Source organism: Streptomyces atratus, assembly GCF_900119365.1.
GTDB classification, from domain to species: Bacteria; Actinomycetota; Actinomycetes; order Streptomycetales; family Streptomycetaceae; genus Streptomyces; species Streptomyces atratus_B.
The window spans coordinates 805,370-829,917 of record NZ_FPJO01000001.1; the positions used below are offsets into that span (position 1 = coordinate 805,370).

The 24,548-nt window shown below is 69.6% G+C and carries 21 protein-coding genes, 2 tRNA genes and 2 pseudogenes; 4 read left to right on the plus strand and 21 right to left on the minus strand.

Annotated features, from left to right (window positions below; translation table 11 throughout):
- Positions 1 to 189: 189 nt before the first annotated feature.
- From BT364_RS03765 to BT364_RS03775, 3 genes and pseudogenes are all read right to left on the minus strand, one after another.
- A tRNA-Ala gene (locus tag BT364_RS03765) sits at positions 190 to 262 on the minus strand.
- 145 nt (positions 263 to 407) lie between these two features.
- The gene (locus BT364_RS03770; protein ID WP_015608461.1) at positions 408 to 641 is read right to left on the minus strand and encodes a hypothetical protein; all 234 of its coding nucleotides are present in this window, start codon (positions 639 to 641) and stop codon (positions 408 to 410) included.
- A gap of 176 nt (positions 642 to 817) precedes the next feature.
- A pseudogene (locus BT364_RS03775) lies at positions 818 to 2,040 on the minus strand (MFS transporter).
- A gap of 187 nt (positions 2,041 to 2,227) precedes the next feature.
- Between BT364_RS03775 and BT364_RS03780 the strand changes: the two are divergent.
- Positions 2,228 to 3,137: pseudogene (locus BT364_RS03780) on the plus strand (helix-turn-helix transcriptional regulator).
- Between the two features lie 42 nt (positions 3,138 to 3,179).
- Here the strand turns inward: BT364_RS03780 and BT364_RS03785 are convergent.
- The 7 genes from BT364_RS03785 to BT364_RS41320 form a co-directional block, all read right to left on the minus strand.
- Positions 3,180 to 3,252: transfer RNA gene (locus BT364_RS03785), tRNA-Ala, on the minus strand.
- Positions 3,253 to 3,381: 129 nt separating this feature from the next.
- Positions 3,382 to 4,035 carry a histidine phosphatase family protein gene (locus BT364_RS03790; RefSeq protein ID WP_072483595.1) on the minus strand — a complete coding sequence of 218 codons (654 nt, stop codon included), beginning with the start codon at positions 4,033 to 4,035 and terminating at the stop codon, positions 3,382 to 3,384.
- Positions 4,032 to 4,463: a ribosome silencing factor gene (gene rsfS, locus BT364_RS03795; protein WP_072483596.1), complete on the minus strand. Its 432-nt coding sequence runs from the start codon at positions 4,461 to 4,463 to the stop codon at positions 4,032 to 4,034. The genes BT364_RS03790 and rsfS overlap by 4 nt, the downstream gene beginning before the upstream one ends.
- Positions 4,464 to 4,577: 114 nt before the next feature.
- Positions 4,578 to 6,344, minus strand: coding sequence for an LCP family protein (locus tag BT364_RS03800; protein WP_072483597.1), 1,767 nt, complete (start codon positions 6,342 to 6,344; stop codon positions 4,578 to 4,580).
- Positions 6,345 to 6,363: 19 nt separating this feature from the next.
- Positions 6,364 to 6,981: a nicotinate-nucleotide adenylyltransferase gene (nadD, locus tag BT364_RS03805; RefSeq protein WP_072483598.1), complete on the minus strand. Its 618-nt coding sequence runs from the start codon at positions 6,979 to 6,981 to the stop codon at positions 6,364 to 6,366.
- A 38-nt stretch (positions 6,982 to 7,019) separates the two neighbouring features.
- Positions 7,020 to 7,184 (minus strand): hypothetical protein, encoded by a 165-nt coding sequence (locus BT364_RS41315; RefSeq protein ID WP_177328009.1) that lies wholly within the window; start codon positions 7,182 to 7,184, stop codon positions 7,020 to 7,022.
- 84 nt (positions 7,185 to 7,268) lie between these two features.
- Positions 7,269 to 7,421 carry a hypothetical protein gene (locus BT364_RS41320; protein ID WP_177328010.1) on the minus strand — a complete coding sequence of 51 codons (153 nt, stop codon included), beginning with the start codon at positions 7,419 to 7,421 and terminating at the stop codon, positions 7,269 to 7,271.
- A 110-nt stretch (positions 7,422 to 7,531) separates the two neighbouring features.
- Between BT364_RS41320 and BT364_RS03810 the strand changes: the two genes are divergently transcribed.
- Positions 7,532 to 8,677: a M48 family metallopeptidase gene (locus tag BT364_RS03810; RefSeq protein ID WP_072483599.1), complete on the plus strand. Its 1,146-nt coding sequence runs from the start codon at positions 7,532 to 7,534 to the stop codon at positions 8,675 to 8,677.
- Here the strand turns inward: BT364_RS03810 and BT364_RS03815 are convergent.
- The 5 genes from BT364_RS03815 to proB all read right to left on the minus strand — a co-directional run bounded on the left by BT364_RS03815 (position 8,610) and on the right by proB (position 13,857).
- A complete protein-coding gene (locus tag BT364_RS03815; RefSeq protein WP_072483600.1) occupies positions 8,610 to 9,731 on the minus strand; it encodes an SCO2583 family membrane protein in 1,122 nt (373 codons plus the stop codon). The genes BT364_RS03810 and BT364_RS03815 overlap by 68 nt on opposite strands.
- 345 nt (positions 9,732 to 10,076) lie before the next feature.
- Entirely contained in the window at positions 10,077 to 10,679 is a 603-nt protein-coding gene (locus tag BT364_RS03820) for an SCO2584 family spore wall biosynthesis protein (protein WP_072483601.1), read from the minus strand.
- Positions 10,680 to 10,746: 67 nt separating this feature from the next.
- Positions 10,747 to 12,030: a glutamate-5-semialdehyde dehydrogenase gene (locus BT364_RS03825; protein ID WP_072483602.1), complete on the minus strand. Its 1,284-nt coding sequence runs from the start codon at positions 12,028 to 12,030 to the stop codon at positions 10,747 to 10,749.
- A gap of 97 nt (positions 12,031 to 12,127) precedes the next feature.
- Positions 12,128 to 12,628, minus strand: coding sequence for a hypothetical protein (locus BT364_RS03830; RefSeq protein WP_072483603.1), 501 nt, complete (start codon positions 12,626 to 12,628; stop codon positions 12,128 to 12,130).
- 143 nt (positions 12,629 to 12,771) lie between these two features.
- Positions 12,772 to 13,857 (minus strand): glutamate 5-kinase, encoded by a 1,086-nt coding sequence (gene proB, locus BT364_RS03835; RefSeq protein ID WP_256259576.1) that lies wholly within the window; start codon positions 13,855 to 13,857, stop codon positions 12,772 to 12,774.
- A gap of 448 nt (positions 13,858 to 14,305) precedes the next feature.
- Here proB and BT364_RS03840 point away from each other — a divergent pair, with 448 nt between their 5' ends.
- Together BT364_RS03840 and rfbC are read left to right on the plus strand one after the other, a co-directional pair.
- On the plus strand, positions 14,306 to 16,345 hold the full coding sequence (locus BT364_RS03840) for a glycosyltransferase family 2 protein (protein WP_072483605.1): 2,040 nt from the start codon (positions 14,306 to 14,308) through the stop codon (positions 16,343 to 16,345).
- 86 nt (positions 16,346 to 16,431) lie between these two features.
- Positions 16,432 to 17,031 (plus strand): dTDP-4-dehydrorhamnose 3,5-epimerase, encoded by a 600-nt coding sequence (gene rfbC / locus BT364_RS03845; RefSeq protein WP_072483606.1) that lies wholly within the window; start codon positions 16,432 to 16,434, stop codon positions 17,029 to 17,031.
- 67 nt (positions 17,032 to 17,098) lie between these two features.
- Here the strand turns inward: rfbC and BT364_RS03850 are convergent, their stop codons facing one another.
- The 6 genes from BT364_RS03850 to BT364_RS03875 form a co-directional block, all read right to left on the minus strand.
- Positions 17,099 to 17,893, minus strand: coding sequence for an O-methyltransferase (locus BT364_RS03850; protein WP_072483607.1), 795 nt, complete (start codon positions 17,891 to 17,893; stop codon positions 17,099 to 17,101).
- A 155-nt stretch (positions 17,894 to 18,048) separates the two neighbouring features.
- Complete coding sequence (gene rfbD, locus BT364_RS03855; protein ID WP_072483608.1) at positions 18,049 to 18,933, minus strand: dTDP-4-dehydrorhamnose reductase; 885 nt, start codon at positions 18,931 to 18,933, stop codon at positions 18,049 to 18,051.
- A complete protein-coding gene (gene rfbB, locus BT364_RS03860) occupies positions 18,930 to 19,916 on the minus strand; it encodes a dTDP-glucose 4,6-dehydratase (protein ID WP_072483609.1) in 987 nt (328 codons plus the stop codon). The genes rfbD and rfbB overlap by 4 nt, the downstream gene beginning before the upstream one ends.
- Positions 19,913 to 20,983: a glucose-1-phosphate thymidylyltransferase gene (locus BT364_RS03865; RefSeq protein ID WP_072483610.1), complete on the minus strand. Its 1,071-nt coding sequence runs from the start codon at positions 20,981 to 20,983 to the stop codon at positions 19,913 to 19,915. Before BT364_RS03865 ends, rfbB begins: the two co-directional genes overlap by 4 nt.
- Before the next feature lie 138 nt (positions 20,984 to 21,121).
- On the minus strand, positions 21,122 to 22,333 hold the full coding sequence (locus BT364_RS03870; RefSeq protein ID WP_256259577.1) for a glycosyltransferase family 2 protein: 1,212 nt from the start codon (positions 22,331 to 22,333) through the stop codon (positions 21,122 to 21,124).
- A gap of 156 nt (positions 22,334 to 22,489) precedes the next feature.
- Positions 22,490 to 24,535, minus strand: coding sequence for a hypothetical protein (locus BT364_RS03875; protein WP_072483612.1), 2,046 nt, complete (start codon positions 24,533 to 24,535; stop codon positions 22,490 to 22,492).
- Positions 24,536 to 24,548: the final 13 nt, after the last annotated feature.

A 24,548-nucleotide genomic window follows, 5' to 3' on the forward strand; every position in this document is an offset into this window, starting at 1 on the left:
TCAGGGTACCGCACGGGCCCGGAAGCGGGCCGGGCGCGACCGAACCGTGGACAGGACGGCGGGAGCGGTCGTACGGCACCCTCCCGTACTTTCCGCAGGTGGAACGGCGACGGGCTCGGGTGTACCGACCTGAGCACACACGAAAAGCGGGTCACCCTGTCTGGATGACCCGCTTCTCGTTCTTCACTGTGGAGCTAAGGAGAATTGAACTCCTGACCTCCTGCATGCCATGCAGGCGCTCTACCAACTGAGCTATAGCCCCGTGCCGTTTTCCGCCCGGTCTCCCTGGCGACATCGAGAACATTACCGGTGACCCCGCCGGTCCACCAAATCGATTTCCCGCCGTGCCGATTTGACCGATTTTGCGACATCGCGTCGACGGTCGGCCTGACCCCCGCCGGCGGGGGTCAGGCCGTGGCGAAGGAGTAGAAGCGCTTGAGCGTGCAGTGCTCCTCCAGCAGCCGACCGTAGATCGGCTCTCCCTCCAGCTCCCGATAGGTCTCGATCGGGTCGCCCTTTATGATCAGCGCCCGCGCACACTCCTCGCACCAGTACTGGTACTCCGGATTGATCGGATCCATGTCCCTGACGATGGGCGTGCCGCTGCCGCACCAGTCGCATTTCCGCCTGTGTGCACCCATGGGTCAGCTCCGGCTTTGGCCGCGAGTTGCAGGGTATCCGGGAACAAGGGGCAGGTCCGGGACCTCGTGGCGGCTCGCAGGCATCGCGCTCCCTCCCGTTCGGTCCGTCGCCCCCTCCGGCGCTCCGATTCTGCCATGACCCCGCAAGAGGGGAAGCCCGCCGGAGTTCCGGCCGCTCACCGACGTCGTACGAGACCCGCCGCAGCCTCTGCCGCCGCGGCCACGAAGAGCGCGAGAGCACATACCCACAACGCGTGCCCGGACCCCTGCGCCCCTTGTGCGTCAAGGCGGTTGAGGTAGAGCGTGCCGAATGCGGCGACCTCGGTCAGCTGACCGAGCTGGGTGACCGTCACCAGTACGCCGCTCGCGTCGGCCGCGCCCTTGGGACGTACGTCCGCCAGCGCCCTCGTGAGGGTGGGGCCGAAGCCCAGCGCCATCCCGACGCCCATCACCGCGAAGGCGGCGTACAGCGCGGGCCCGCCGTCGCCGCCGCGCATCAGCAGCCCGACAGCCAGGCGGCGGCCACGAGCACGAACCCGCCCGGCACCAGGACCCCTTGGAGCCGGGCGGGCCACCGTCGCCAGGTCAGTCCGGTCACACCGAGCACCAGCGCCGTCGGCGCGAACATCAGCCCCGCACGCAACGGCGAGTACCCCAGGCCTCCCTGGACGTGCAGCGTCCTCGCGAAAAGGAAGCCCGCGTTGATCGCCATCACCAGAAGAATGCGCAGCGCCGCCCGTGCGATGCCGGGAACGCGCAGCACCCCGGGCACGATCAGGGGCGCACCACCGCGCGCGGCCAGCCGTGACTCGTATCCGGCGAAACCGGCGAAGACCCCTGCGAAGGCGGTCAGGCAGACCCGGGACCAAACCGGCCGGCCCAGCTCCTGCCCGAGCACCAGGGGGGACGGTGAGCAGGGTGACGGCGACGGCGAGCAGCACCAGCCCCGGCAGGTCGGGCCCGCGGGCCCGAGCCTGGGCCCTGCCGGGCGCGTACGCGGCTCGCGCGGCAGGACCCGGATGCCGAGCACCAGCGCCCGGACCCGCGCCTCGCCGCTGAAGTGGCGCTGGATGAGGCTGAGCACCTGGGGAATCTTCACCGCCGCGGCAGCGCCCTGCACCAGCCGGAAGGCGATCAACTGCCCGGTTCCCGCGGCGAGTCCGCAGGCGAGCGAGGCGGCGGTGAAGACGAACAGCCCGGCCAGATGGGCCCGGCCGTGTCCGAGCAGGTCGCCGAGTCCGGCACCGGTGATGAGCAGCACCGCGTACGTAATGGTGCAGCCGGCCACGACGAGCTGCAACCCGGCGCCGGAGGAACCGAGTTCGCTCTGGATCGTCGGGGCGGCGACATTGACGATGAAGGTGTCGAGCAGTGCCATGAACTGGGCCGCGAGCACCAGGGCGAGCACTCTCCCGGAGCGGTTGTCAGTGGTGGCGTCTTTACTGGTTACGGAACGTGGAGTTGCCCCGGAGGCCGTCGTCATGACATCGAGCCTGGCCCCGGCCGCATACGGGTAACGAGAGCCCGCTGATGCTGGTACCGACAGCACCTGGCAACTCCCTCGCGGGGCACCGACCATGGAGGGTGTGACTACGGTGACGACACGTCAGGCGACGTATCGGGCGGAGAACCGGACAGAGGACCCGACGGCGGACCGGACGGGCCGGCACCGGCGGCGTCCGGAGCTCGCTGCCTTTCTGCGCAACCGCCGGGCGCGGGTGACCCCCGCCGATGTGGGCATGGCGCCCGGGCTGCGCCGCCGCACCCCGGGGCTGCGTCGCGAGGAGGTCGCGCAGCCCTCCGGCGTCGGTGTCACCTGGTACACCTGGCTGGAGCAGGGCCGTCCGATCAACGCCTCCCCGCAGGTGCTGGACGCCGTGGCGCGCACGCTCCGGCTGGACGCGTCGGAGCGCGAGCACCTCTACCACCTGGCGGAGGCGGCCTGCACCCGACAGGCAGTCCGACGCCTTCGAGGTGGGGCCGGAGATCCAGGACATCTTCGACGCGCTCGATCCGCACCCCGCCGTGGTCTACAACGCGAGATACGACATCCTGGCCACCAACCCCGCCTATCGCGACCTGTTCGTCGTCCCCGAGACCGTGGGGACGGGGATACGCAACGTGCTGTGGCCGCTGTTCACGGTGTCCGAGGAGGCCTGTCCCGTCGTCCACCGCACGCAGGAGCTGCCGATCATGGTGTCCACGCTGCGGGGCGCGTACGGGCGCCATACGGGCGAGCCCGCCTGGGAGTCGTTCGTGGAGCAGCTCTCGGCCGCCAGCCCGTACTTCGCCGAGCTGTGGCGCAGTGGGGACGTCGCCCCTCCCGGGCCGCGGGTGAAGACCTTCCGGCACTGGGCGACGACCGGGGAGATACGGATGACCTCGGTGTCGCTGTCCGTCAACGGGCTGCCGGAGTGCCGGATCGTGGCGTACACCCCGGCCGACGAGGAGAGCGGGGAGCGGGTGGCCGCGTTGCGGCGGCGTCGGAAGGCGTGAACGCAAAGATCCCGCCCCCTGCCGGGGACGGGATCTTGATTGTGGAGCTAAGGAGAATTGAACTCCTGACCTCCTGCATGCCATGCAGGCGCTCTACCAACTGAGCTATAGCCCCATTGTTCACTGTGTTTCTCTGCGTTTCCGCGCTGCGAACAAGAAGAACTTTAGCCTGTGACCTGCCAGAAAGTGAAATCCGGCCGGGAGGCCCCTGGGGCCCGGCCGATCCGGATCGGCCGGACAGACCCTAGGTGTCGTCGCCGAGCACCGGCTCGGGCAGTGTGCCGGCGTTGTGCTCCAGCAGGCGCCAGCCCCGCGCGCCCTCGCCCAGCACCGACCAGCAGCAGTTGGAGAGCCCGCCGAGTCCTTCCCAGTGGTGCGCCTCCAGGCCCAGCAGCCGGCCGATGGTGGTGCGGATGGTGCCGCCGTGACTGACCACGACGAGCGTGCCGTTCTCGGGCAGCTTGTCGGCGTGTCCGAGCACGACCGGGGCGGCCCGGTCGGCGACCTCGGTCTCCAGCTCACCGCCGCCGCGGCGTACGGCCTCGCCGCGCTTCCACGCGGCGTACTGCTCGCCGTACTGCCCAACGATCTCCTCGTGGGTGAGTCCCTGCCAGGCGCCCGCGTAGGTCTCGCGCAGTCCCGCGTCGTGCGCGACTTCGAGGCCGGTGATCGCGGCGAGCTCGGCGGCGGTGGTCGCCGCCCGCTGCAGGTCGGAGGCGACGATCGCGTCCGGCTTCAGCGAGGCCAGCAGCCGGGCGGCCCGCCGGGCCTGCCCGACTCCGGCCTCGGTGAGCGCGATGTCCGTGGAGCCCTGGAACCTGCGCTCCAGATTCCAGGCCGTCTGGCCGTGGCGCCAGAGAACGATCCTGCGGCCCCTGCCGCTCGTGCTGCCGTTCAGCTCTGCTCACCTTCCGTGCTGCCGGCGAGCCGGGCGTGCTCCTCGGCCTTGCCGCGGGTCTTGACGGCGTCCTCGGGAAGCGGGATCTCGGGGCAGTCCTTCCAGAGGCGCTCCAGCGCGTAGAAGACACGCTCCTCGCTGTGCTGGACGTGGATGACGATGTCGACGTAGTCGAGGAGGATCCAGCGCGCGTCGCGGTCGCCCTCGCGGCGTACCGGCTTGGCGCCGAGCTCCTTCTGGAGCCGCTCCTCGATCTCGTCGACGATCGACTTGACCTGGCGGTCGTTGGGGGCCGAGGCCAGCAGGAAGGCGTCCGTGATCGACAGCACGTCGCTGACGTCGTACGCGATGATGTCGTGCGCGAGCCGGTCGGCGGCCGCCTGGGCGGCGGCATTGATGAGCTCGATGGAGCGGTCCGTGGCGGTCACATGCAGGCTTTCGTCGGCGGTCAGAGAGACCTCTAGGGTCTCACGGACCGCCGACAGCCCACGCAGCGATTGTTCGAAGATCGAATCGACATCATCCGGGCGGCCGGACGCGGGTCATTTGATCTTGTAGTCCTGGCCGAGCAGCACGGACACATCCGCGTTCGCGGCGGGCTTGCCCTGTTTCACCGCGGCCGTCGGCAGGTCCAGGGTCTTGGCGACCTGCGTCGCCTTCTCCTTGTCCGCCGCGCTCCTGTAGACGACCTCGGACAGCGCCACGGTCTCGGCCGTTCCGCCGCCGACGAAGGCGTAGCCGCCGTTGACCAGCTTGATCTGCGCGGACCCCGTGCCGTCCTTGTCCCCCGTGGCGTTCTCGACGCCGACCCGCACCGGTGCGTCCGCGCCGGCGCCCGGGGCCTTGACCGAGCCGCCCAGGATGTCCTTGACGACGCTCTCGGTGGCCGCGTCGGTGAGTGATCCGTCGGCCTGCACCGGCAGCACCGCCGTCTTGTAGTCGCCCATCTTGGCGTGCTGGGCGAGCTTCGCCAGGGAGGCTCCCAGGTCCTTCTCGGGGAGCGAGGGGTCGAGGATCTGCGCCAGCGTCTGCACGGTGACCGTGGCGGCCTTCGGGTCGTCCGAGATCTTCCGCAGCACACCGCGCATGACCTCCCCGAACCGTGTGAGCTGCTTCGTCTCGGCCTCGCCCGGCCCCCGGTAGGTGGCGTACGCGACGGCCATCTGGCCGCTCAGGGTCTGTGCCTCGCCCTTCTTCACCAGGGGGGAGGCACCCTTCTTCTGGTCCGGCACATCGGTGTCGGTGTCGACCTCGATGTTGCCGACCAGGTCGACAAGGGTCTCCAGGTACGGGGTGTCGAGCCGCCATGTGCCGCTGATGTCGGTGCCGAGCAGTGTGCCGATGGACTCGCGGGTTCCGGTGGTGCCGTCGTCCTTGACGGACTTGCCGAGGGTGGTCGCGTTGCCGTCCTCGTCGGCGACCGCGAGCGAGTTGGGGAGCAGGACCGTGGTGCCCTGTTTGTTCGTCACATTGTCGACGAGCAGTGCCGTGGAGGTGCCGCCCTGCTTGGTGTTGCGCAGATGGACCACGATGACGTCCCGCTTCTGCGGGCCCGTCGATGCCGTGCTGTCCTTGTCCGAGCCGGACAGGCCCGGGATCATTCCGGCGGACCAGAGGTAGCCGACACCGCCGACCACGACCAGGGCCACCACGACTATGAGCGCGACCATGCGGTTGCGGCCGCGACGCCGTGCCTCCTCGCGCCGCTCACTGCGGCTCTCGGTGAACTTCAGCCAGTCGATGACGTCTTCGGAGTCCTCGTCGGGCTCCTCGATGAAGGAGAACTGCTCGGTGCCGTAGTCGCGGTCGGCGCGGCGCTGCCCGGGAACGGCCGCGTCCGGCTCCGCCCCGGAGTCCGGCACGAGCGCGGGTTCCGGCTCGGCCGGAGCGTGCGCGGGCGCGGGCGGGGACGACTGTGCGGCCGCCTGCTGCGGGATGTTCCACTGCTGGGTGGTGTCGACCGCGGCGGCCTGCCCGCCGGTGTCGTAGCCGTATGCGTCGTAGCCGCCGTATCCCTGCAGCTGGGACTGCTGGGACTGCTGCGGCTGCTGGGAATGCTGGGGCGCATACGGGTCGTACGCCTGCGGCTGCTGCGGATGGGTCTGGGGCTGGGCGTACGGGTCGTAGCCGTACCCCTGACCGGCCTGCTGAGGCTGCTGGGCCTGTTGAGGCTGCTGCGCATACGGGTCGTACGCCTGCGGCTGGACCTGCTGCGGCTGCTGGTACACCGGCTGCCCGTACTCGTCGTAGCCGATGATCTGCGGCTGCTGCTGGTAGTACGGGTCGTACGGGTTCTGTCGGTCGTTCACCGGTGCCCCTCTGCGTCGCTCATTCGCCGCGGTACAGCTGGCGCTTGTCGATGTAGCGGACCACGCCGTCCGGCACCAAGTACCAGACCGGATCCCCCTGCGCGACCCTCTCACGGCAGTCCGTGGACGAGATCGCGAGCGCGGGAACCTCCACGAGGGAGACCCCGCCCTCCGGCAGCCCGGCGTCCGTGAGCACATGCCCCGGCCGCGTCACACCGATGAAGTGGGAGAGCGAGAACAGTTCGTCGGCGTCCCGCCAGGTGAGGATCTGGGAGAGCGCGTCGGCACCGGTGATGAAGAAGAGGTCCGCGTCGCTGTGGATCGCGCGCAGGTCCCGCAGCGTATCGATGGTGTACGTGGGCCCGCTGCGGTCGATGTCGCTCCGGCTGACCGAGAACTGGGGGTTGGACGCCGTCGCGATGACCGTCATCAGATAACGGTCCTCGGCCGGGGAGACGTGCTTGTGGCTCTTCTGCCACGGCTGCCCGGTCGGAACGAAGATCACCTCGTCGAGGTGGAACTGGGCGGCCACTTCGCTGGCCGCCACCAGGTGTCCATGATGAATCGGGTCAAACGTCCCGCCCATCACGCCGAGTCGGCGCTTTCCGCGGCCGGTAGGCACTTCCTGCTCTCCCATGCGTGCAGAGCCTACTGGCACAGCTGTACGCCTTCGCCTCAGCGGTCGCGGTTGAAGCGCGTGGTGATCCAGAGCAGGAGCAGCAGCGCGACGAACGCACCGCCCCCGGTGAGATACGGGCTGAGGCTTTCGTGGTTGCCACCGTGCTCGCCGCCCTCGGAGGCGAGAGTGACCAGCTGGTGCGCGGTGCTCGTGAGGCTCATCTTCGGCAGGACCTATCGATCGGGAGTCGGAAGGAAGACGTCGCGCACATCGTATGCGGGAGCCCCGGGCACGCTCACGCCGACTCAGTCGTTGTTGTCGTCGTTGCGGTATCCGCGGAGCAGGAACCAGCCGAGCAGCACGGCTCCGACGAGCGAGGCGAGCAGCACGATGCGAAGCGTGTTGCCGGGCCCCTGTTCCCCGGACGCGGCGGCGAGCAGAGCAACGGTATGCGGCATGTCGGGCGTCTCCTCAGTTATCCACAGCCCCCCGCACACCGTAGCCCCAGCACCTACGCTGGGATTTGTCAGGGGGCGAGCGACATCTCGTACGAACAGGGGGCCCATTCATGACCGAACGCAGCCACGAGAGCCACGAGAACGTGCCGAGCAGGCAGCGCAGGCGTTTCGCGGGCATCTCGTCCCGGGCCTACGAACACCCGGCGGACCGCTCGGCCCTGGTGGCCCTGCGCAAGCTGAGCGGTTTCGACACCGTGTTCAAGACGCTGAGCGGCCTGCTGCCCGAGCGCAGTCTGCGACTGCTCTTCCTCTCGGACTCCGTCCGGGTGAGCGACGCCCAGTTCGCTCATCTCAACGACATGCTTCGGGACGCCTGTTACATCCTGGACCTGGAGAAGGTCCCGCCGATGTACGTCAACCAGGACCCGCAGCCGAACGCCATGTGCATCGGCCTCGACGAGCCGATCATCGTGGTGACGACGGGGCTGGTGGAGCTGCTCGACGAGGAGGAGATGCGGGCCGTCATCGGCCACGAGGTGGGACACGCGCTCTCCGGCCACGCGGTGTACCGCACCATCCTGTTGTTCCTCACCAGTATCGCGTTGAAGGTCGCCTGGATCCCGCTCGGCAATGTCGCGATCATGGCGATCGTGACGGCGCTGCGCGAATGGTTCCGCAAGTCCGAGCTGTCGGCCGACCGGGCCGGGCTGCTCGTCGGCCAGGATCTGCAGGCGTCGATGCGCGGTCTGATGAAGATCGCGGGCGGCAATCATCTGCACGAGATGAATGTGGACGCCTTCCTCGCCCAGGCCGACGAGTACGAGAAGGGCGGCGATCTGCGCGACTCGGTGCTCAAGATCCTCAACCTGCTGCCCCGCTCGCACCCGTTCACCACGGTGCGTGCGGCCGAGCTGAAGAAGTGGTCCGAGACCCGCGACTACCAGCGGATCATGGACGGTCACTACCCGCGGCGCGACGAGGACAAGGACACTTCGGTGACCGACTCCTTCCGGGAGTCCGCGGCCCACTACGCGGACACGGTGCGCTCCAGCAAGGACCCGCTGATGAAGCTGGTCGGCGACATAGCGGGGGGCGCCGGGGACCTGGGCGGCAAGCTCCGCGACAAGTTCACCGGCCAGGGCGGGAGCGCGGCCGGCAAGGGCGGCGCTACGGACGGCTCCGGGGACTCTACGAGGCGGGACGAGCCGCGGAACCCTGATGGACCGGGGACTGAGCCGGGGCCGTCGGGGAGCTGATCGCCAGGGTCCCGCAGAGCGCCACCGTGGGCCGGCCCGTCGCGTACGGGTCGGTGCCCGCGGGGCCGCGGGGGATGGCGCGCTGCCCGGCGAGCAGCGGCCGCAGCGCGCCTGTGGTGTCCGCCGGGCACTCCTGCGGTCCGGCCTGGACGTAGCTGGTGCGCAGCTCCAGCCGGTGCAGCCGCAGGTCCTCCCGGTCGAAGCGGAAGTGCAGCTCGCGCCGTACGGTGAAGAGCGAGGCGCCGCCCGCCTGTTGAGGCCCCGCGACGGCCGGGCGGAGCGTGTAGGTGAAGGTGTGGTCCGACACCACCTCCAGCGTGTCGGACCCCTCCTCGGCGTAGCTCAGGGTGCCGCGGACCCTGATGTCCGGAGCGGCCAGTGCCACCTTCGCCGGGTCGAACCGCACCAGCCATCCGGTCGCGGCATGCCGGCCGTCGTCCTGCGGCCGGTTCATGCTCCGCTCGAACTGGGCCGTCTGGTCCGGGTCCAGCAGCAGTTCCACCGGGCGCACCGCGGAGCCGTTGAGTACGTCGGGGTCGAGCGAGGAGGCGACGAGATAGTCCTTGGCGGTGGTCAGGGCGGTCGCCACCTGGCTGTCCGAGAAGTTGTCCGTCCGTCTGATCGCCGGCAGGTTGATGCCTGCGGCACCTGTTCCGAAGTGTGCAGCGGGGCTCTTCGCGAGGAGGGCGGCAGCGGTTCCGCCCGGTACGGCGCCCTGGGGGGCCAGAGGTACGACGGTGGACCTCAGCGGCTCGGCCCGTCCGCCGACGGGTGCCTCGTAGGGGTGGCGAAAGCCCATGTACACGGCCATTCCGAAGGCCAGGGCGATCAGGAGTACCAGGGCGATGGCGGCTTTGGGTCCGTTGCGCAGGCGCCGGGAGGGCAGGCTGCGTACAGCAGGGGCGTGGTCCCCCATGCGCTCCTGGGCGGAGAATTCCTGCAGCCGGGCAGCGCGCACGAACGACTCGTCGAAGACGAGTGAGCGGTACTCGTCCTCACCTCCGCCTGCCGGGCTCTCGGACGGGCCTTCTGGTGGTTCTCCGCGGTCTGCCATGACTTCTCCCGACTCCACGTCACCGACCGGGGCCGTAACGCCTCGCTCTGCTTCGGCCGAATGGCTTCGGACAGGGCCTGCCCGTCATGAGCTCGTATGACGTCGTACGAGTGCGTGAGTACGGACGAGTGAGAAGCCCCCTCGGGGAGAGGGGTCACACTTTCAGGGTAGGTCGATCGGGACCGGGGTAAACGCCCAGCCGCGAGAGAACCGAGGGAGAACCGCGGAAGAACCGGCCGGGAGTTCCGCCGGAGCCCGCAGGCACGCCTTCGGGGCGTGCGAGGAATACGGAGGGAGCGGGACGTACCCGGCCGTACGCAAGGAGTCCAGGAACCGGCGCGCCGCTCAGTCCGTGCGGGGGATCGCGGACACCGTGGGGCGTGGATAGCCCGTGGCGGCCGGTGGAGTGGCGTCGGGGACGGTGCCGGGAGCGCTGTCCACGCCGGTCGTGGCGGGCGGCGGGGCAGGGTCCTGGCGGCTGCCCGAGGAGTTGCGGTAGACGGCGCTGAAGGCCAGTGCGACCATTCCGATGCCCATCAGCACGGCGAGCAGCCAGGCCACCGGCCGGTGCCAGCGCGCGGCGCCCCGGTAGGGCCGCAGGGCGCCGCCGTGGCGCCCGTAGGGGCCGCGGCCGTACCCGTCGTCGTCGAGGTCCAGCGGATCGTCGAAGGCGCCCTCACGGCCGTACGTGCCGGGGCCGTACCCCTCTTCTTCGTAGAGGTCGTCGTCCAGGGGACCGCCGCCCGATCGCGCACGCGAGGCCTCGGCCTCGGCGCGTGCCTGGGCGGCCGCCAGCAGCCGCTCGACGGCGGTCGGCTCATGGATCTCGGCGGCCCGTACGAAGTCCTCGTCGAACACCACGAAGGCGAAGTCCTCGTCCGCGCCCCCGCGGTCGTCGTCGGGCTCCCAGCCGTCCGGGAACGGCCTGCCCCCCACGTCGTCCGGCACGGCTCCAGATTAGCCCCGCCGGGACGTTCTGGGCAGGGAGCCCGCAACATTCACCGGCCCCGGAAGGTCACCGCACATGGCCGTCGCCCGTGACGATGTACTTCGTCGAGGTGAGCTCCGGCAGGCCCATCGGTCCCCTGGCGTGCAGCTTCTGCGTGGAGATGCCGATCTCGGCGCCGAAGCCGAACTGGCCGCCGTCGGTGAAGCGGGTGGACGCGTTCACGGCCACCGTCGTGGAGTCCACCAGCTGGGTGAAGCGGCGGGCCGCGGCCTGGGAGGTGGTCACGATCGCCTCGGTGTGGCCGGAGGACCAGAGCCGGATGTGCGCGACGGCCGCGTCCAGCGAATCCACCACGGCCGCGGCGATGTCGTAGGAGAGGTACTCGGTCTCCCAGTCCTCCGGCGTCGCCGCCACCACGGTGGCCTCGGACCCCTCGGCGTACTCGAGCACCCGCTCGTCGCCGTGCACGGTCACGCCCGCGTCGGCCAGCGCGTCCAGGGCGCGCGGCAGGAACCGCGCGGCGACGTCCTGGTGGACCAGGAGCGTCTCGGCGGCGTTGCAGACGCTCGGGCGCTGCGCCTTGGAGTTGATCAGGATGTCCACGGCCATGTCGAGGTCGGTCTGCGCGTCCACGTACACATGGCAGTTGCCGGTGCCGGTCTCGATGACCGGCACGGTGGATTCCTCGACCACCGTACGGATCAGCGAGGCACCGCCGCGCGGGATGAGGACGTCGACCAGGCCGCGGGCCCGCATCAGCTCCCGTACCGAGTCACGGCTCTCGCCCGGAACCAGCTGCACCGCGTCGGCCGGGAGCCCGGAGCCGCCGACCGCGTCGCGCAGCACCCGTACGAGCGCGACGTTGGAGGAGTACGCCGAGGACGAGCCGCGCAGCAGGACGGCGTTACCCGACTTCAGGCAGAGGGCCGCGGCGTCGACGGTCACATTGGGCCGGGCCTCGTAGATGATCCCGACCACGCCGAGCGGCACCCGTACCTGTCGCAGGTCGATGCCGTTGGGCAGGGTCGAGCCGCGGACGACCTCGCCGACCGGGTCGGGCAGCGCCGCCACGTCCCGCACATCGGCGGCGATGGCGCGGATCCGCTCCGGGGTGAGGGTGAGCCGGTCGATGATCGACTCACTGGTCCCGGCCTCACGGGCGCGGGCGACGTCCTCGGCGTTGGCCGTGACGATCTCACTCGTCCGCACCTCCAGCGCGTCCGCGATCGCCAGCAGTGCGTCGTCCTTCGCCGCGCGCGGCAGCGGCGCGATGTCGGCCGCGGCGGAGCGTGCCCGGTAGGCGGCCTGGGCGATCGGGGACATGTTGTCGTACGGCGAGAGCGTGGTCATGCCCGCAGGGTAGTGCGCACACTGCGGGCATCCGTCACTTATCCCGTGATGCGAGACAACCGCGCTCGGAACAGCTGTTCCGAGCGCGGTTGCCTGCTCAGTACGGGTGCACTCCGACCGGAGCGGCCGGGGGCGGCCCGTACCCCTCGGCGACGCGCTGGTGGTACGTCTCGCGGTCGATGACCTCCAGGCCGACGATCTCCCAGGGCGGAAGCCTGGCCGTGGAGCGGTGCTCGCCCCACAGCCGCAGCGCGACGGCCGCCGCGTCGTGCAGATCGCGGGCCTCCTCCCAGTAGCGGACCTCCGCGTGGTCGTTGGCGTACCGGCTGGTCAGCAGGAAGGGATGGTCGTGCGCGAGCTGTTCGAGTCCGCGTCTGACCTCCTTCAGGGGAGTGTCGGCTCCCGAGACGCTGAGCGTGATGTGCCACAGCTTCGACGGGGTGCGTTCCTCTCTCACCGCCGTCTGCTCGGGCCGGGTGGTCCGGTCGTCCCCTCGCTCCGTGGTCCGGCTCCCGTCGAAGCCGGCACCTGCTCCGACACTGGTCAGGGCCCGGCCACCCGTTCCTCGGGGCGGCGCCCCCGGGCGCGCTCGTCTCACCGGCGGCCTCCTGTGAATGCGTTTACTGTGCTGTACCCCGCTGTTTCCCCGTTACAAAGTTGACCAGTCCGCGGCCGGGGATGGGGCGGTTTTCGTGAAGGTCTATGCCCCGAGACTGGACTTTCAGCCGTTTCAGGGGTTTGTCAGGTGTGCAGTACGACCAGATCGTCCCTGTGTACGACCTCGCGCTCGTAGGCCGGACCGAGCTCCCGTGCCAGGTCGCGGGTGGAGCGGCCGAGCAGCTGCGGGATCTCCTTGGCGTCGAAGTTGACGAGTCCGCGGGCCACGGGCCGGCCTTCCAGGTCGCGCAGCTCCACCGGGTCGCCGGCGGTGAACTCGCCCTCGACCGAGGCGATCCCGGCGGGCAGCAGCGAGCTGCGGCGGTCGACGACGGCCCGCACGGCCCCGTCGTCGAGGGTCAGTGAGCCCTGCGGGGTGGAGGCGTGGGCGAGCCAGAGCAGCCGGTCCGCCGAGCGGCGTCCGGTGCGGTGGAAGTACGTACCGGTGTCGCGTCCGGCCAGGGCGTCGGCGGCCCGGCTCGCCGAGGTGAGGACGACGGGGACGCCTGCGGCCGTGGCGATCCGGGCGGCCTCGACCTTGGTGACCATGCCGCCGGTGCCGACGCCCGCCTTCCCGGCGCTGCCGATGGTGACGCCCGCCAGGTCCTCGGGGCCGGCCACCTCGGCGACCCGCGAGGTGCCCGGGGTGCCGGGGTCGCCGTCGTAGAGGCCGTCCACGTCCGAGAGGAGGACCAGCAGGTCCGCGCGGACGAGATGGGCGACGAGCGCGGCGAGCCGGTCGTTGTCGCCGAACCGGATCTCGTCGGTGGCGACGGTGTCGTTCTCGTTGACGACCGGGAGCGCACCCATGTCCAGGAGTTGGTCGAGGGTGCGGCAGGCGTTGCGGTAGTGGGCACGGCGGCTGGTGTCGTTGCTGGTGAGCAGCACCTGGCCGACGCGGACTCCGTACCGTGCGAAGGAGGCGGTGTAGCGGGCGACGAGCAGTCCCTGGCCGACGCTGGCGGCGGCCTGCTGCCGGGCCAGGTCCTTGGGGCGGCGCACCAGTCCGAGCGGGGCGAGCCCGGCCGCGATGGCGCCGCTGGAGACGAGCACGATCTCGCGCTCCCCGCCGCTTCTCACCTTGGCCAGTACGTCGACGAGCGCGTCGACACGGTCCGCGTCGAGGCCGCCCGCGGCGGTGGTGAGGGATGAGGAACCGACCTTGACCACGATCCTGCGGGCCTCTGTGACGCCCTGCCTTGCCCCTGACACGTCCATCCCCAATGATTCGGCCTCGCCCAGCCCCCGCAATCTACGCGAGCGGCGAGAACGGCGCCTGTGCGTTCCGCCCTCTGGACCCTCGCGCCCGCCGGCCCCGCGGTCCGGCCGGGCGGGCGGCGGCACCGCACCCCAGAACCGCTGCTCGACGCTTCCGTCGCACCGGCCGTTCATCCGCGCGACCGTGCGCGTATACCGAATGTCCCGGGACTCCTCGGGCGGTATCCGCACACTGTCGGCAGAATCACGCCGTGCGGGAGCGGACAACCATCGGGGCGCCTCGACCATCTAACAGCCGATAGGGTGCACGGCGGGCGGCTTTCCATGCCCATTTCCAGTAGCGCAGGCCCCGCGTCCGCCGCCGGCCAGAGGGACTTCTCACAGACATGGGACAGCAGCAATGCCAGTCAAAGTAAGTGTCGTCATTCCTGTATACAACCCGGGCAAGTACATCGACCCCTGCATCGACTCGCTGCTGCGACAGACTCTCCCGGCAGGGGAATTCGAAGTTCTCTTCGTCAACGATGGCTCGACGGACGACACTCGTGAGCGGCTCGAGAAGCTGGCCGGGGAGCACCCGCACTTCCGTGTGATCACCATCCCGAACTCCGGCTGGCCCGGAAAGCCCCGCAACATCGGTGTGGACGAGGCGAAGGGCGAGTACGTCCAGTTCGTCGACCAGGACGACTACCTCGCCTCCGGCGCCCTGCAGCGGCTGTACGACATGGGTCACCGCAACGGTTCGGACATCGTCATCGGCAAGGTGGCGAGCAACTTCCGCGGCGTCCCGCACGGCGTGTTCAAGAAGAACCGCGAGAAGTGCACCCTGCACGACGCGCCCCTGTACGACAGCCTCACACCGCACAAGATGTTCCGTACGGAGTTCCTCCGCGAGAACGGCATCGCCTACCCCGAGGGCAAGCGCCGGCTCGAGGACCAGCTCTACATGATGCAGGCGTACTTCCCCGCCAAGGTCGTCTCGATCCTCGGCAGCTACACCTGCTACTACTACTCCCGCCGGGACGACGGCCAGAACGCCGGTTCCGCGAAGATCATCCCGTCCGGCTACTACGGCAATCTCCGTGAGGTCCTCGACGTCGTCGTGGAGAACACGGAGCCCGGCGAGTTCCGGGACATGCTGCTGCGCCGCTTCTACCGCGTCGAGATGCTCGGCCGGCTCAGCGAGCCCTCCGTCCTCAAGTACGACCCCGAGTACCTGGACGAGATGTGCGACGCCATCCAGGACCTGGCCACGGACTTCATGCACGACGGGGTGCACGACGGGCTCGGCCCGGTGCTCCGGCTGCGCTCCACGCTGCTGCGCAACAACGACCGCCAGGGCCTCGTCCGGATCTCCCGGTTCGCCGCGTCGGTCAAGGCGGCGGCCCGCCTGGAGAAGTTCGACTGGCGGCCGGACGGCAGGATCGACCTCACCATCAGCGGCCGTCTCGTCCACGGCGAGGACCAGGCCACGCTGACGCTGCTGCGCCGCGACGGGCGCTACTTCCTGCACCCCGACATCACCGAGGGCCTGCTGCCGGACGGCGAGCTCCTGGACGTCACCGACGACATGTCCGGGTTCTCCGCCGAGCTGTCGCTGCGCAACCGCGAGACCGCCGTCGAGTGGTCCTGCCCCGCGACGTTCACCGCCCGTGTCGAGGAGCTCGGCGACGACGTCTGCGAGGTCGTCCTGCACGGCAGCGGCCAGATCGGTTCGGAGGCGGTCAAGGGCCGCGGCCGGGTGTCGCGCGGCTTCTGGGACGTCTGGGTGCCGCTGCGCGGTCTCGGTCTGGTCCGCAAGGCCCGGCTCGGCGCCGACCGCGCCCCGGAGGTGGACGCCGCCTGCCTGCCGGCCTCGCTGGGCTCGCCGGCCCGTGCCGTCATCCCGTACTTCACCGACCCGCACGGCAACATCACCCTCGATGTGGCCCGCCGCTCCAAGAGGCTGGCCGAGTACCTCGAAGGCCGCCCGGTCCGCCGCTCCCCCTCCAGCCCCACCGAACTGCGGCTGGACCTGTTCACCGCGTCCACCACCGCGCCCTCCGCGACCACGCTGGTCCTGAGCCCGGCGGACGGCTCCGACGGACCGTCCCACCAGCTCCGCACCACGCTGCGCCCCACCGACGGCCGGGCCCACCTGACCGTGCCCGACCGCGCGCCGGGCGTCGCGCCCGGCACCTGGAAGCTCGCGGTCCGGCTGGACGCCGACAAGGACCCCGCGTTCCACCTCTGCGACGTCACCGTCGGCAAGGGCGGCCGGATCACCGTCCCGCAGAGCCTGCCCGCGATCGAGGCCGAGATCATGCAGGGGATCGTCGGCAGGCGCCGGAAGGCGAAGCTGCGCCGTGCGCTGCGCGCGGTCGGCGGCCCCCTCGTGCGCCGGCTCCCGGCCAAGAGCCGCAAGCGGGCGCGGCGCCTCGCCGCCCGGTTCACCGGCTGACCCCGCCCCGTACCTCCGTACGCTTCCCACCAATACACACTGGCCGGATCCATCGGCCACGAGCGACAGAACAAGGACGTGATCGCATGCGGCAGCTCTCCATCGCAGGGGCCTGGGTGCATGAGCCCAAGGTCTTCCCGGACAGCCGCGGCAGCTTCCACGAGTGGTTCAAGGCGTCGGAGCTCAGCGAGGCCGTCGGGCACACGCTGCGGCTGGTGCAGGCCAACTTCTCCGTCTCCAGCCGGGGAACGCTGCGCGGCGTGCACTTCGCCGACGTTCCGCCGAGCCAGGCGAAGTACGTCAAGTGCGTGCGCGGCGCGGTGCTCGACGTCATCGTGGACATCCGGGTCGGCTCCCCCACGTACAAGCAGTGGGAAGCCGTCCGGCTCGACGACGTCGACCACCACTCCGTGTACCTCGCCGAGGGGCTCGGCCACGCCTTCATGGCGCTGACGGACGACGCCTCGGTCGCCTATCTGTGCTCCGAGGGCTACGCGCCCGGCCGCGAGCACGGCATCAACCCGCTCGACCCCGAGCTGGGCATCGAGTGGCCGCAGGGGATCACCCCGCTGCTGTCCGACAAGGACGCCGCGGCGCCCTCGCTGGCCGAGGCCGAGCAGCAGGGCCTGCTGCCCACGTACGAGGCGTGCCAGGAGTACTACGCGCAGCTGCGCGCCCGCGGCTGAGCCGCCGGTACGCCGAAGCCCCCGTGGTCCGTACGGATCACGGGGGCTTCGTGCTGTCCGGGTCGGGTCAGCCCGTCACGGCCTCGATGCGCGAGCGCAGCGGCGCGAACGCGGCGCGCGGGCGGCGCAGATTGCGGGCGCGGGCCAGGGCCGGCCAGAAGTCGGCGCGGAGCAGCGTCTCGGGCCGGACGGCGTTCTTGCGTACCAGTACCTCTTCGGGCACGTCCTGCGGGTCGGGTACGACGAACTCCTCGATGATCTTGTCGTACGCGTTCTTCAGGATGTCGCTGTCGGGGTTGGCGCCGAACACGGCGACCACGCCGGTCGGCTCCGTGTCCACCTCGACGACCACCAGGTCGGGGCGGTAGCGGCGCAGCACCTGCACGACCTTGTACACATCGCCGGTCCAGTACTTCGTGTGCCGGTCGCGGGCCGCCTCGTCGACGTCGCGCGGGAGCATGTCGTCCAGCACGATCACGCTCGACCAGCGGGAGTGCTTCTCCACGTTCATGAAGTCGCGCAGCGCGTACTCGAAGAGGTGCATGCCGTCGATGAAGGAGAGTTCGAGCTTCGGGTCCCCGCCGAGAACGTTGAGCGGATCGCGGCGGGCGAGGGCGCGGAACGGGTTCCGGCCGTTGCGCAGGTGCAGCAGCGGGTCCTTGCGGGCGAAGAAGTCGTCGCTTGTCGCCTTGACCAGGTGGACGTCACAGCTGATGTCCGTCACGACCCGGAAGGCGGGGTCGACGGCGACGGAAGGGACCCGTGAAAGGGCCAGGCTTCTGCCGTCGTTGACCCCGATCTCCAGATAGTTCCGGGGACGGTATACGCGGTGCAGATGACGCAGGAAGTCGTGGCGGTTCACTCGGAGCAGCCCTTCGCAGGAAACCAACTGGTCTGGTGCCCGGCGAAGTTACCTCATGACCGCACTGTGATGTAAGCGTCTCCCCTATGTAAACCTTGGTTGTGAAAATCTTTGAAAATCGACGAGATTTGACCGTCTTTACGATCAATTCATGATCATGGCCGCTCTGCCGCGAGAAGTGCCGGAAAGGCTTCCTCCAGCGCCGCCCGCCAGTCCCGGACCGGTTCGATCCCGGCCGCGGCCCAGCGGTCGTGGCCCAGCACGCTGAACGCGGGCCGGGGAGCCGGCCGCACGAAGGCTTCGCTGGTCGTGGGGCGGACCCGCTCCGGGTCGGTGCCGAGCAGCCGGAAGATCTCCCGGGTGAAGCCGAACCAGGTCGTCTTGCCGCCGCTGGTGCCGTGGTACACACCGGCGGGGGCGGTGCCCGCGAGGGCGGCCCGCCCGAGCCGGACCAGCCGGTCGGCCAGATCGACGGTCCAGGTGGGCTGACCTCGCTGGTCGTCCACCACGTCGAGGGTGTCCTTGACGCCCTCCAGCTTGATCATCGTACGGACGAAGTTGCCGCCGCCCGCGCCGTACAGCCAGGCGGTGCGGACCACGTAACCGGTCTCCGGCAGGGTGTCCAGCACGGCCTGCTCGCCGGCCAGCTTGGTGCGGCCGTAGGCGCTGCGCGGCCCGGTCGGGTCGTCCTCGGCGTACGGCTTGACGCCGTCACCGGCGAAGACGTAGTCCGTGGAGACCTGGAGCAGCACGGCGCCGTGCTCGCGGCAGGCCTCGGCGAGGACCGCGGGGCCCGTGCCGTTGACCCGCAGCGCGGCGTCCTCCTGGGACTCGGCGTCGTCGACCGCGGTCCAGGCGGCGCAGTTCACCACCACGGCGGGGCGGTGCTTCCCGAAGGCCGCCCGCACCGACTCCGGGTCGGCGATGTCCACGGCCGCCCGGTCCGCGGCGATGGCGGTGACGTCCTCACCGGCGAGCCGGGCCAGGACGTCCTGGCCCAGCATCCCGGCGGCTCCGGTGACCAGCCAGACAGCGCTCACAGTGCGGCCCGGTCCTTCAGCGGCTCCCACCAGGCACGGTTGTCGCGGTACCACTGCACGGTCTCGGCGAGGCCGGTGCGGAAGTCCTTGCGGGGCTCGTAGCCGAGCTCCTCGCGGATCTTGGTGCAGTCGACCGAGTAGCGGCGGTCGTGGCCCTTGCGGTCCTCGACGTACGTGACGCTGGTGTCCCAGTCGGCGCCGCAGGCGTCCAGCAGCAGGCCGGTGAGCTCCTTGTTGGAGAGCTCGGTGCCGCCGCCGATGTTGTAGACCTCGCCGGCCCGGCCCTTGGTGCGGACCAGTTCGATGCCCTGGACGTGGTCGTCGATGTGCAGCCAGTCGCGGACGTTGGCGCCGTCGCCGTAGAGCGGGACCGTCTTGCCGTCCAGCAGGTTGGTGACGAAGAGCGGGATGACCTTCTCGGGGAAGTGGTGGTGCCCGTAGTTGTTGGAGCAGCGGGTCACCCGCACGTCGAGGCCGTGGGTGCGGTGGTACGAGAGCGCGATCAGGTCGCTGGAGGCCTTGGCCGCGGAGTACGGCGAGTTGGGCGCGAGCGGGTCGGTCTCGGGCCAGGAGTCCTCGTCGATCGAGCCGTAGACCTCGTCGGTGGAGATGTGCACGAAGGTCTTGATGCCCGCCAGGTGCGCGGCGTGGATCAGGGTGTGGGTGCCCACGACGTTGGTACGGACGAACTCGGCGCCGCCGTCGATGGAACGGTCCACGTGGGACTCGGCGGCGAAGTGCACCACCTGGTCGTGCTCGGCCATCAGCTTGGCGACCAGCTCCGGGTCGCAGATGTCACCCTGCACGAACCGGAAACCGGGGTGGTCGCGCACCTCGTCGAGGTTGGCCGGGTTGCCCGCGTAGGTGAGCTTGTCGAGCACGGTGACGGCAATGTCGCCGGGGCCCTCGGGGCCGAGCACCGTACGGACGTAGTGCGAGCCGATGAAGCCGGCGCCGCCGGTCACCAGGATGTTGGTGGTCATGAAGAGATCTGCACCTTGCTGTGGTCGCCGAGTACGAGTCGGTGGGCGGACGGGGAACGGGGCGCGGGGGTCACTTCGACGTCACGGCCGATGAGCGAGGCCTCGACGCGGCGGACACCGGCGATGGAGGCGCCCCGCAGAACGATGGAGTACTCGATCTCGCTGTCCTCGATGCGGACGTCCTCCGAGACCGAGGTGAACGGGCCCACGTACGCGCCGCTGATCACCGAACGCGCGCCGATGATCACGGGCCCGACGATGCGGCTGCCGCTGACCTTGGCACCCGCCTCGATCCGCACCCGGCCGATGATCTCGCTGTCCTCGTCGACCTCTGCGTCCTCGTGGAACGGCTCGACGGCCTCCAGGACGGTCCGGTTGACCTCCAGCATGTCGGTGACGTTGCCGGTGTCCTTCCAGTAGCCGTGGATCGTGGTGGAGCGCACGTCGCGCTTCTGGTCGATCAGCCACTGGATGGCGTGCGTGATCTCCAGCTCGCCGCGCCAGGACGGCTCGATCGAGCGGACCGCCTCGTGGATGGCGGGGGTGAAGAGGTAGACACCGACCAGCGCCAGATCGCTCTTGGGCTCCTTCGGCTTCTCCTCCAGCGCCGCGACCCGGCCGTCGGCGTCGAGCTCCGCGACACCGAAGGAGGTCGGGTTGGGCACCTGCGTCAGCAGGATCTGCGCGTCGGGCTTGTCCGCGCGGAACTCCTCCACCAGACCGGTGATCCCACCGACGATGAAGTTGTCGCCGAGGTACATGACGAAGTCGTCGTCCCCCAGGAAGTCGCGGGCGATCAGCACCGCGTGGGCGAGGCCGAGCGGCTCGTCCTGCGGGATGTACGTGACCTCGATGCCGAGCGCGGAACCGTCGCCGACCGCCTCGCGGATCTCGGGCGCGGTGTCGCCGACGATGATGCCGACCTCGGTGATGCCCGCTTCCGCGATGGCTTCCAGACCGTAGAAGAGCACGGGCTTGTTGGCCACGGGCACCAGCTGCTTGGCCGAGGTGTGTGTAATGGGACGCAGGCGTGTGCCGGCCCCTCCGGATAGTACGAGAGCCTTCACGTGACCAGTCCCCATGGTGATCTGTCAGTCCTGTCGCGGGCGCGACGTCGGGACGATTTTACTGATGCTTCTCGGTGCGATCTTCGGCGAATCGATCCTGCGGGTGCACTCGGGGTCCCCCCGCAGGACGAGCGGCCGTCACTCCACGGTCAGCCGCTTCTTCCAACGCCTCACATCACGGCGCATCCTGCGGGCCACGCGCCGGGACAGCGAGGCCCGGCGGGCGGCGGCCTTCGGCTGCTCGATGCGCTTGCCGTCGTGCCAGTCCGGCACGGTCACCTCGTAGTTCGAGTCGGCCAGACCGGCCGACGCGTCGCGGAAGTGCGGGTACGCGAGGTACAGCGTGTCACCGTTGCGCGAGCGGACCACGTCCGGGACCGTCTTGGCCCGGACGTACCGCACCACCTCGATGAGCAGGTCCATCCTGCCCTGTGCCACACAGGCCAGACGCAGCCGCTCCGAGACCTTGATCAGCCGGGCCACGCCGTCGTTCCAGTACGTGCCCATCAGCGGAGCCACGAGTTCCATCTTGTGCCGCCGGACTTCCTCGGAATCCTTCAGCACGATGGGGCCGAACTGCTGGAGCATCCCGACCGTGAAGGGCCGGACCATCAGGAAATCCCGTTTCGGCCCCGCGGGCTCGATCCGGTGAATGAGCGACATCATGGCGCGCATCGAGTCGAAGCGCCATTCATAGGTGCCGCTCTTCGTGACGTGCTTCCCGTCGTCACGGCCCACCAGGTAATAGCAGACGTAATTGGAGATCACCGAGACCCCGGCGCCGCGCAGATAGGCCTCCATCGTGAAGAGGGCGTCCTCACCGGTTCTGAGATTCTCGTCGAACCTCAGGGAAAGACGCTCCAGGAGTTCACGCCGGAAGAGCTTCTGGGCGCTCAGGGTGTAAATGACCTTGGAGTTGTAGACGTCGACACGCTCCTTGGTCGCGCCCCACATCGACTGCGGCGCCCCCCTGTTCACGCCGACCACCTTGCCGAGCACCACATCGGTGCCCGCCCGGTCGGCCATGGCCACCATCCGCTCCAGTGCCTCGTCCCCGAAGTAGTCGTCCGCGTCGAGGAAGAACACATAGCGGCCGCGGGCCAGACCGATACCCACATTGCGCGGCCCGCTGGGACCGCCGGAGTTCTTCTGTCTGACCACCCTGGTCGGGACCTTCGACCGCGCGGCGAATTCCTCCAGGTACTCACCCGTGCCGTCGGTGGAACCGTCGTCGACCGCAACGATTTCGATGCGATCGGCGCCGATCGTCTGCGCCTCCACCGATTCGAGACAACGAATGAGGTAGGGCATCGCCTCATATGCACCGACAACCACAGTCACGTCAGGAATTTGCGTCTCGTTCACACAAACAGAAGACAGTCCGCCCGGTCCGTTGGTTGTCTTACGCCACGCGGCCAAATGGTGACACTCATCACAAAGGCCCGGCACAACCCTTTGCGGGATGTGCCGGGCCTTGCCCGATCATGTAATGCAAATGGTTGACTCTCAGCCACCCACAGGTTCGCCCAGGCTCTTCGCCACTCTGGCGTTCCGCGCCTCGGACTTGACCGAGAGCGCCTTCACGGCCGTGTCGAACTGCACGATAGAGGTGGGCTCGTCCGGGCCGAGGAGGTACTGCTTCAGCTCGCTCCTGGCATCCGCCCGGGCGTCCGCGGCCGGATCCGCCACCGCGGCGAGCAGCTCGTCCAGCTCGGCCGCCGAGTTGGACAGGATCACCGCGGCGCGCACCGCGGTGTTCTGCCGGCGGAACTCGTCCTCGCCCATCTCGGCCGAGTCCGTGACGGCGTACGGCTTGCCGCTCGCGATGAAGTCGGAGACCACGCTGGAGATGTCCGAGACCATGGCGTCCGACTCGTTGAAGCAGTCGTACAGCCGCATCTGGGCGCCGGTGATGACCCGGTGCTCCCACCAGCCCTGCGCACGCCAGGACGCCGCGTTCCACTCGTCCTTGAGCTTCGCGGTCTCGGCCTCGCGCGCCGGGTCGGCCAGCGAGTCCCGGGACAGCTCCGCCTCGTCCCGTGCGGTGCGTCCGCCGCCGGCCAGCTCGGCCAGCCGTGCCTCGATACGGGCCAGCTCGGCCCGCGCCTCGGCCTGCTCGCCCTGGAGCGCGGCCGACTGCTCCGCCCAGCGGGAGTCGGTGACACGCTCGGCGGCGGCCTGCTCGATCATCGCCGTGATGCGCAGGTGCACCGCCTTGGCCTTGGCGCTGCGGGTGCCGGTGAAGGGATGCGGCTTGTACAGCAGCCGGACCGGCTGCTCGGCCTCCAGCAGCCGCCTGACGATGTTCTCGCCGGCCAGGAGCAGGGAGGTGTTGCCCGGGTTGTCGTCCCAGCCCTCCCAGGTGGGGGCGTACAGCACGGTCGGGATCGGGTTCTTCTGCGTACCGGACCAGGGCTGGATGGTGGCCAGCTGCGGGCGGCCCACCTCCACGATGTCCTCGTCGCGCACCCCGACGTCGGCCAGCGCGTAACGGTCGCGGCCGGCCCGGCCCGCGGTCCACACCTCGTCGTACACCTTGCTGTACGGGTTGACGCTGGCGATCTTGTCGCTGTCGCCGTGGCCGATGAAGACGTGCTTCATCGTCGGCACCCGGAGCAGGTGGATGTTCTTGCCGACGTTGGCCGCGTAGAGCGCGACCCGCACCGACGAGAGGTCCAGGTTCATCAGGTGCACACCGCCGGGCACGCAGAGCACCGGCACCGAGGTCGTGGCGAGCTGCGGCACGATGTTGCGCTCACGGAGCAGGATCATCGGCCGGCCGCCGAGCTGCGCCATGGTCTCCAGCCACATGTTGGCCTGGTAGGCGGAGTCCTTGGAGCCGGAGAAGTACAGCATCACGGTCGGTTGGTACTCGGCGAGCCAGTCGCCCACCGCGTTGAGGACCTTGGTCTCCGGGGGTACGAGCCGGCTCGGCCGGACGTACGGCAGCAGCGCCACCAGGTAGCAGACCGCGAGAACGAGCGTCAGGCCGAGGCCGATGTACGCGATGGCGGCCTTGCCGGTCTCGACCGCGACCAGCACACCCACCATCGAGAAGACGTCCAGGTGCAGCATCTTCTCGGCGGGCCGGCTCATCAGGCTCTGCGGCGGGGCATCCGCTATCCGCACCGACGCCAGGTCGATGTTGCGGGTGACCACCGGAAGCTTGCGGCGCAGCCGGATCAGGGTGACCATCGCGCTCTGCGGTGCCTGGAGCCCGTAGAACGCCAGCAGGCAGGCGACCGTCACGTAGAAGAGCGTCTGCTCGCCGTATCCCATGCGGGACAGCAGCAGGACGAGCAGGAGTTGCCGGACCAGGAAGCGGATCGAAAGCCCCGCCCGGACCGCGGCGAGCCGGTTGATCAGATAGCTGCCGCAGTGGTGCAGATACCGGTCCGCGAGATAGGTGGCCGCGGTGGCCGCGGCGAAGAACCAGAGATTGGGGATTATTGCCGCGAGCATTATGCACGGGAACCCCAGAGCCACCAGGAGCGCGGCGGCCAGCTCCGAACCGCTGCCCACCCGAGCCAAGCGCATGGCTTTCGAAATCACGAAGTACCGCTCC

Bases quoted from the DNA above. Each gene is read 5' to 3' on its own strand.
- rfbC (WP_072483606.1), top strand. From the start codon at position 16,432: ATGCGGCAGCTCTCCATCGCAGGGGCCTGGGTGCATGAGCCCAAGGTC.
- BT364_RS41315 (WP_177328009.1), bottom strand. From the start codon at position 7,184: ATGAGCCTCACGAGCACCGCGCACCAGCTGGTCACTCTCGCCTCCGAG.
- BT364_RS03770 (WP_015608461.1), bottom strand. From the start codon at position 641: ATGGGTGCACACAGGCGGAAATGCGACTGGTGCGGCAGCGGCACGCCC.
- BT364_RS03810 (WP_072483599.1), top strand. From the start codon at position 7,532: ATGACCGAACGCAGCCACGAGAGCCACGAGAACGTGCCGAGCAGGCAG.
- BT364_RS03825 (WP_072483602.1), bottom strand. From the start codon at position 12,030: ATGACCACGCTCTCGCCGTACGACAACATGTCCCCGATCGCCCAGGCC.
- BT364_RS41320 (WP_177328010.1), bottom strand. From the start codon at position 7,421: ATGCCGCATACCGTTGCTCTGCTCGCCGCCGCGTCCGGGGAACAGGGG.
- nadD (WP_072483598.1), bottom strand. From the start codon at position 6,981: ATGGGAGAGCAGGAAGTGCCTACCGGCCGCGGAAAGCGCCGACTCGGC.
- rfbB (WP_072483609.1), bottom strand. From the start codon at position 19,916: ATGACCACCAACATCCTGGTGACCGGCGGCGCCGGCTTCATCGGCTCG.
- BT364_RS03840 (WP_072483605.1), top strand. From the start codon at position 14,306: ATGCCAGTCAAAGTAAGTGTCGTCATTCCTGTATACAACCCGGGCAAG.
- BT364_RS03815 (WP_072483600.1), bottom strand. From the start codon at position 9,731: ATGGCAGACCGCGGAGAACCACCAGAAGGCCCGTCCGAGAGCCCGGCA.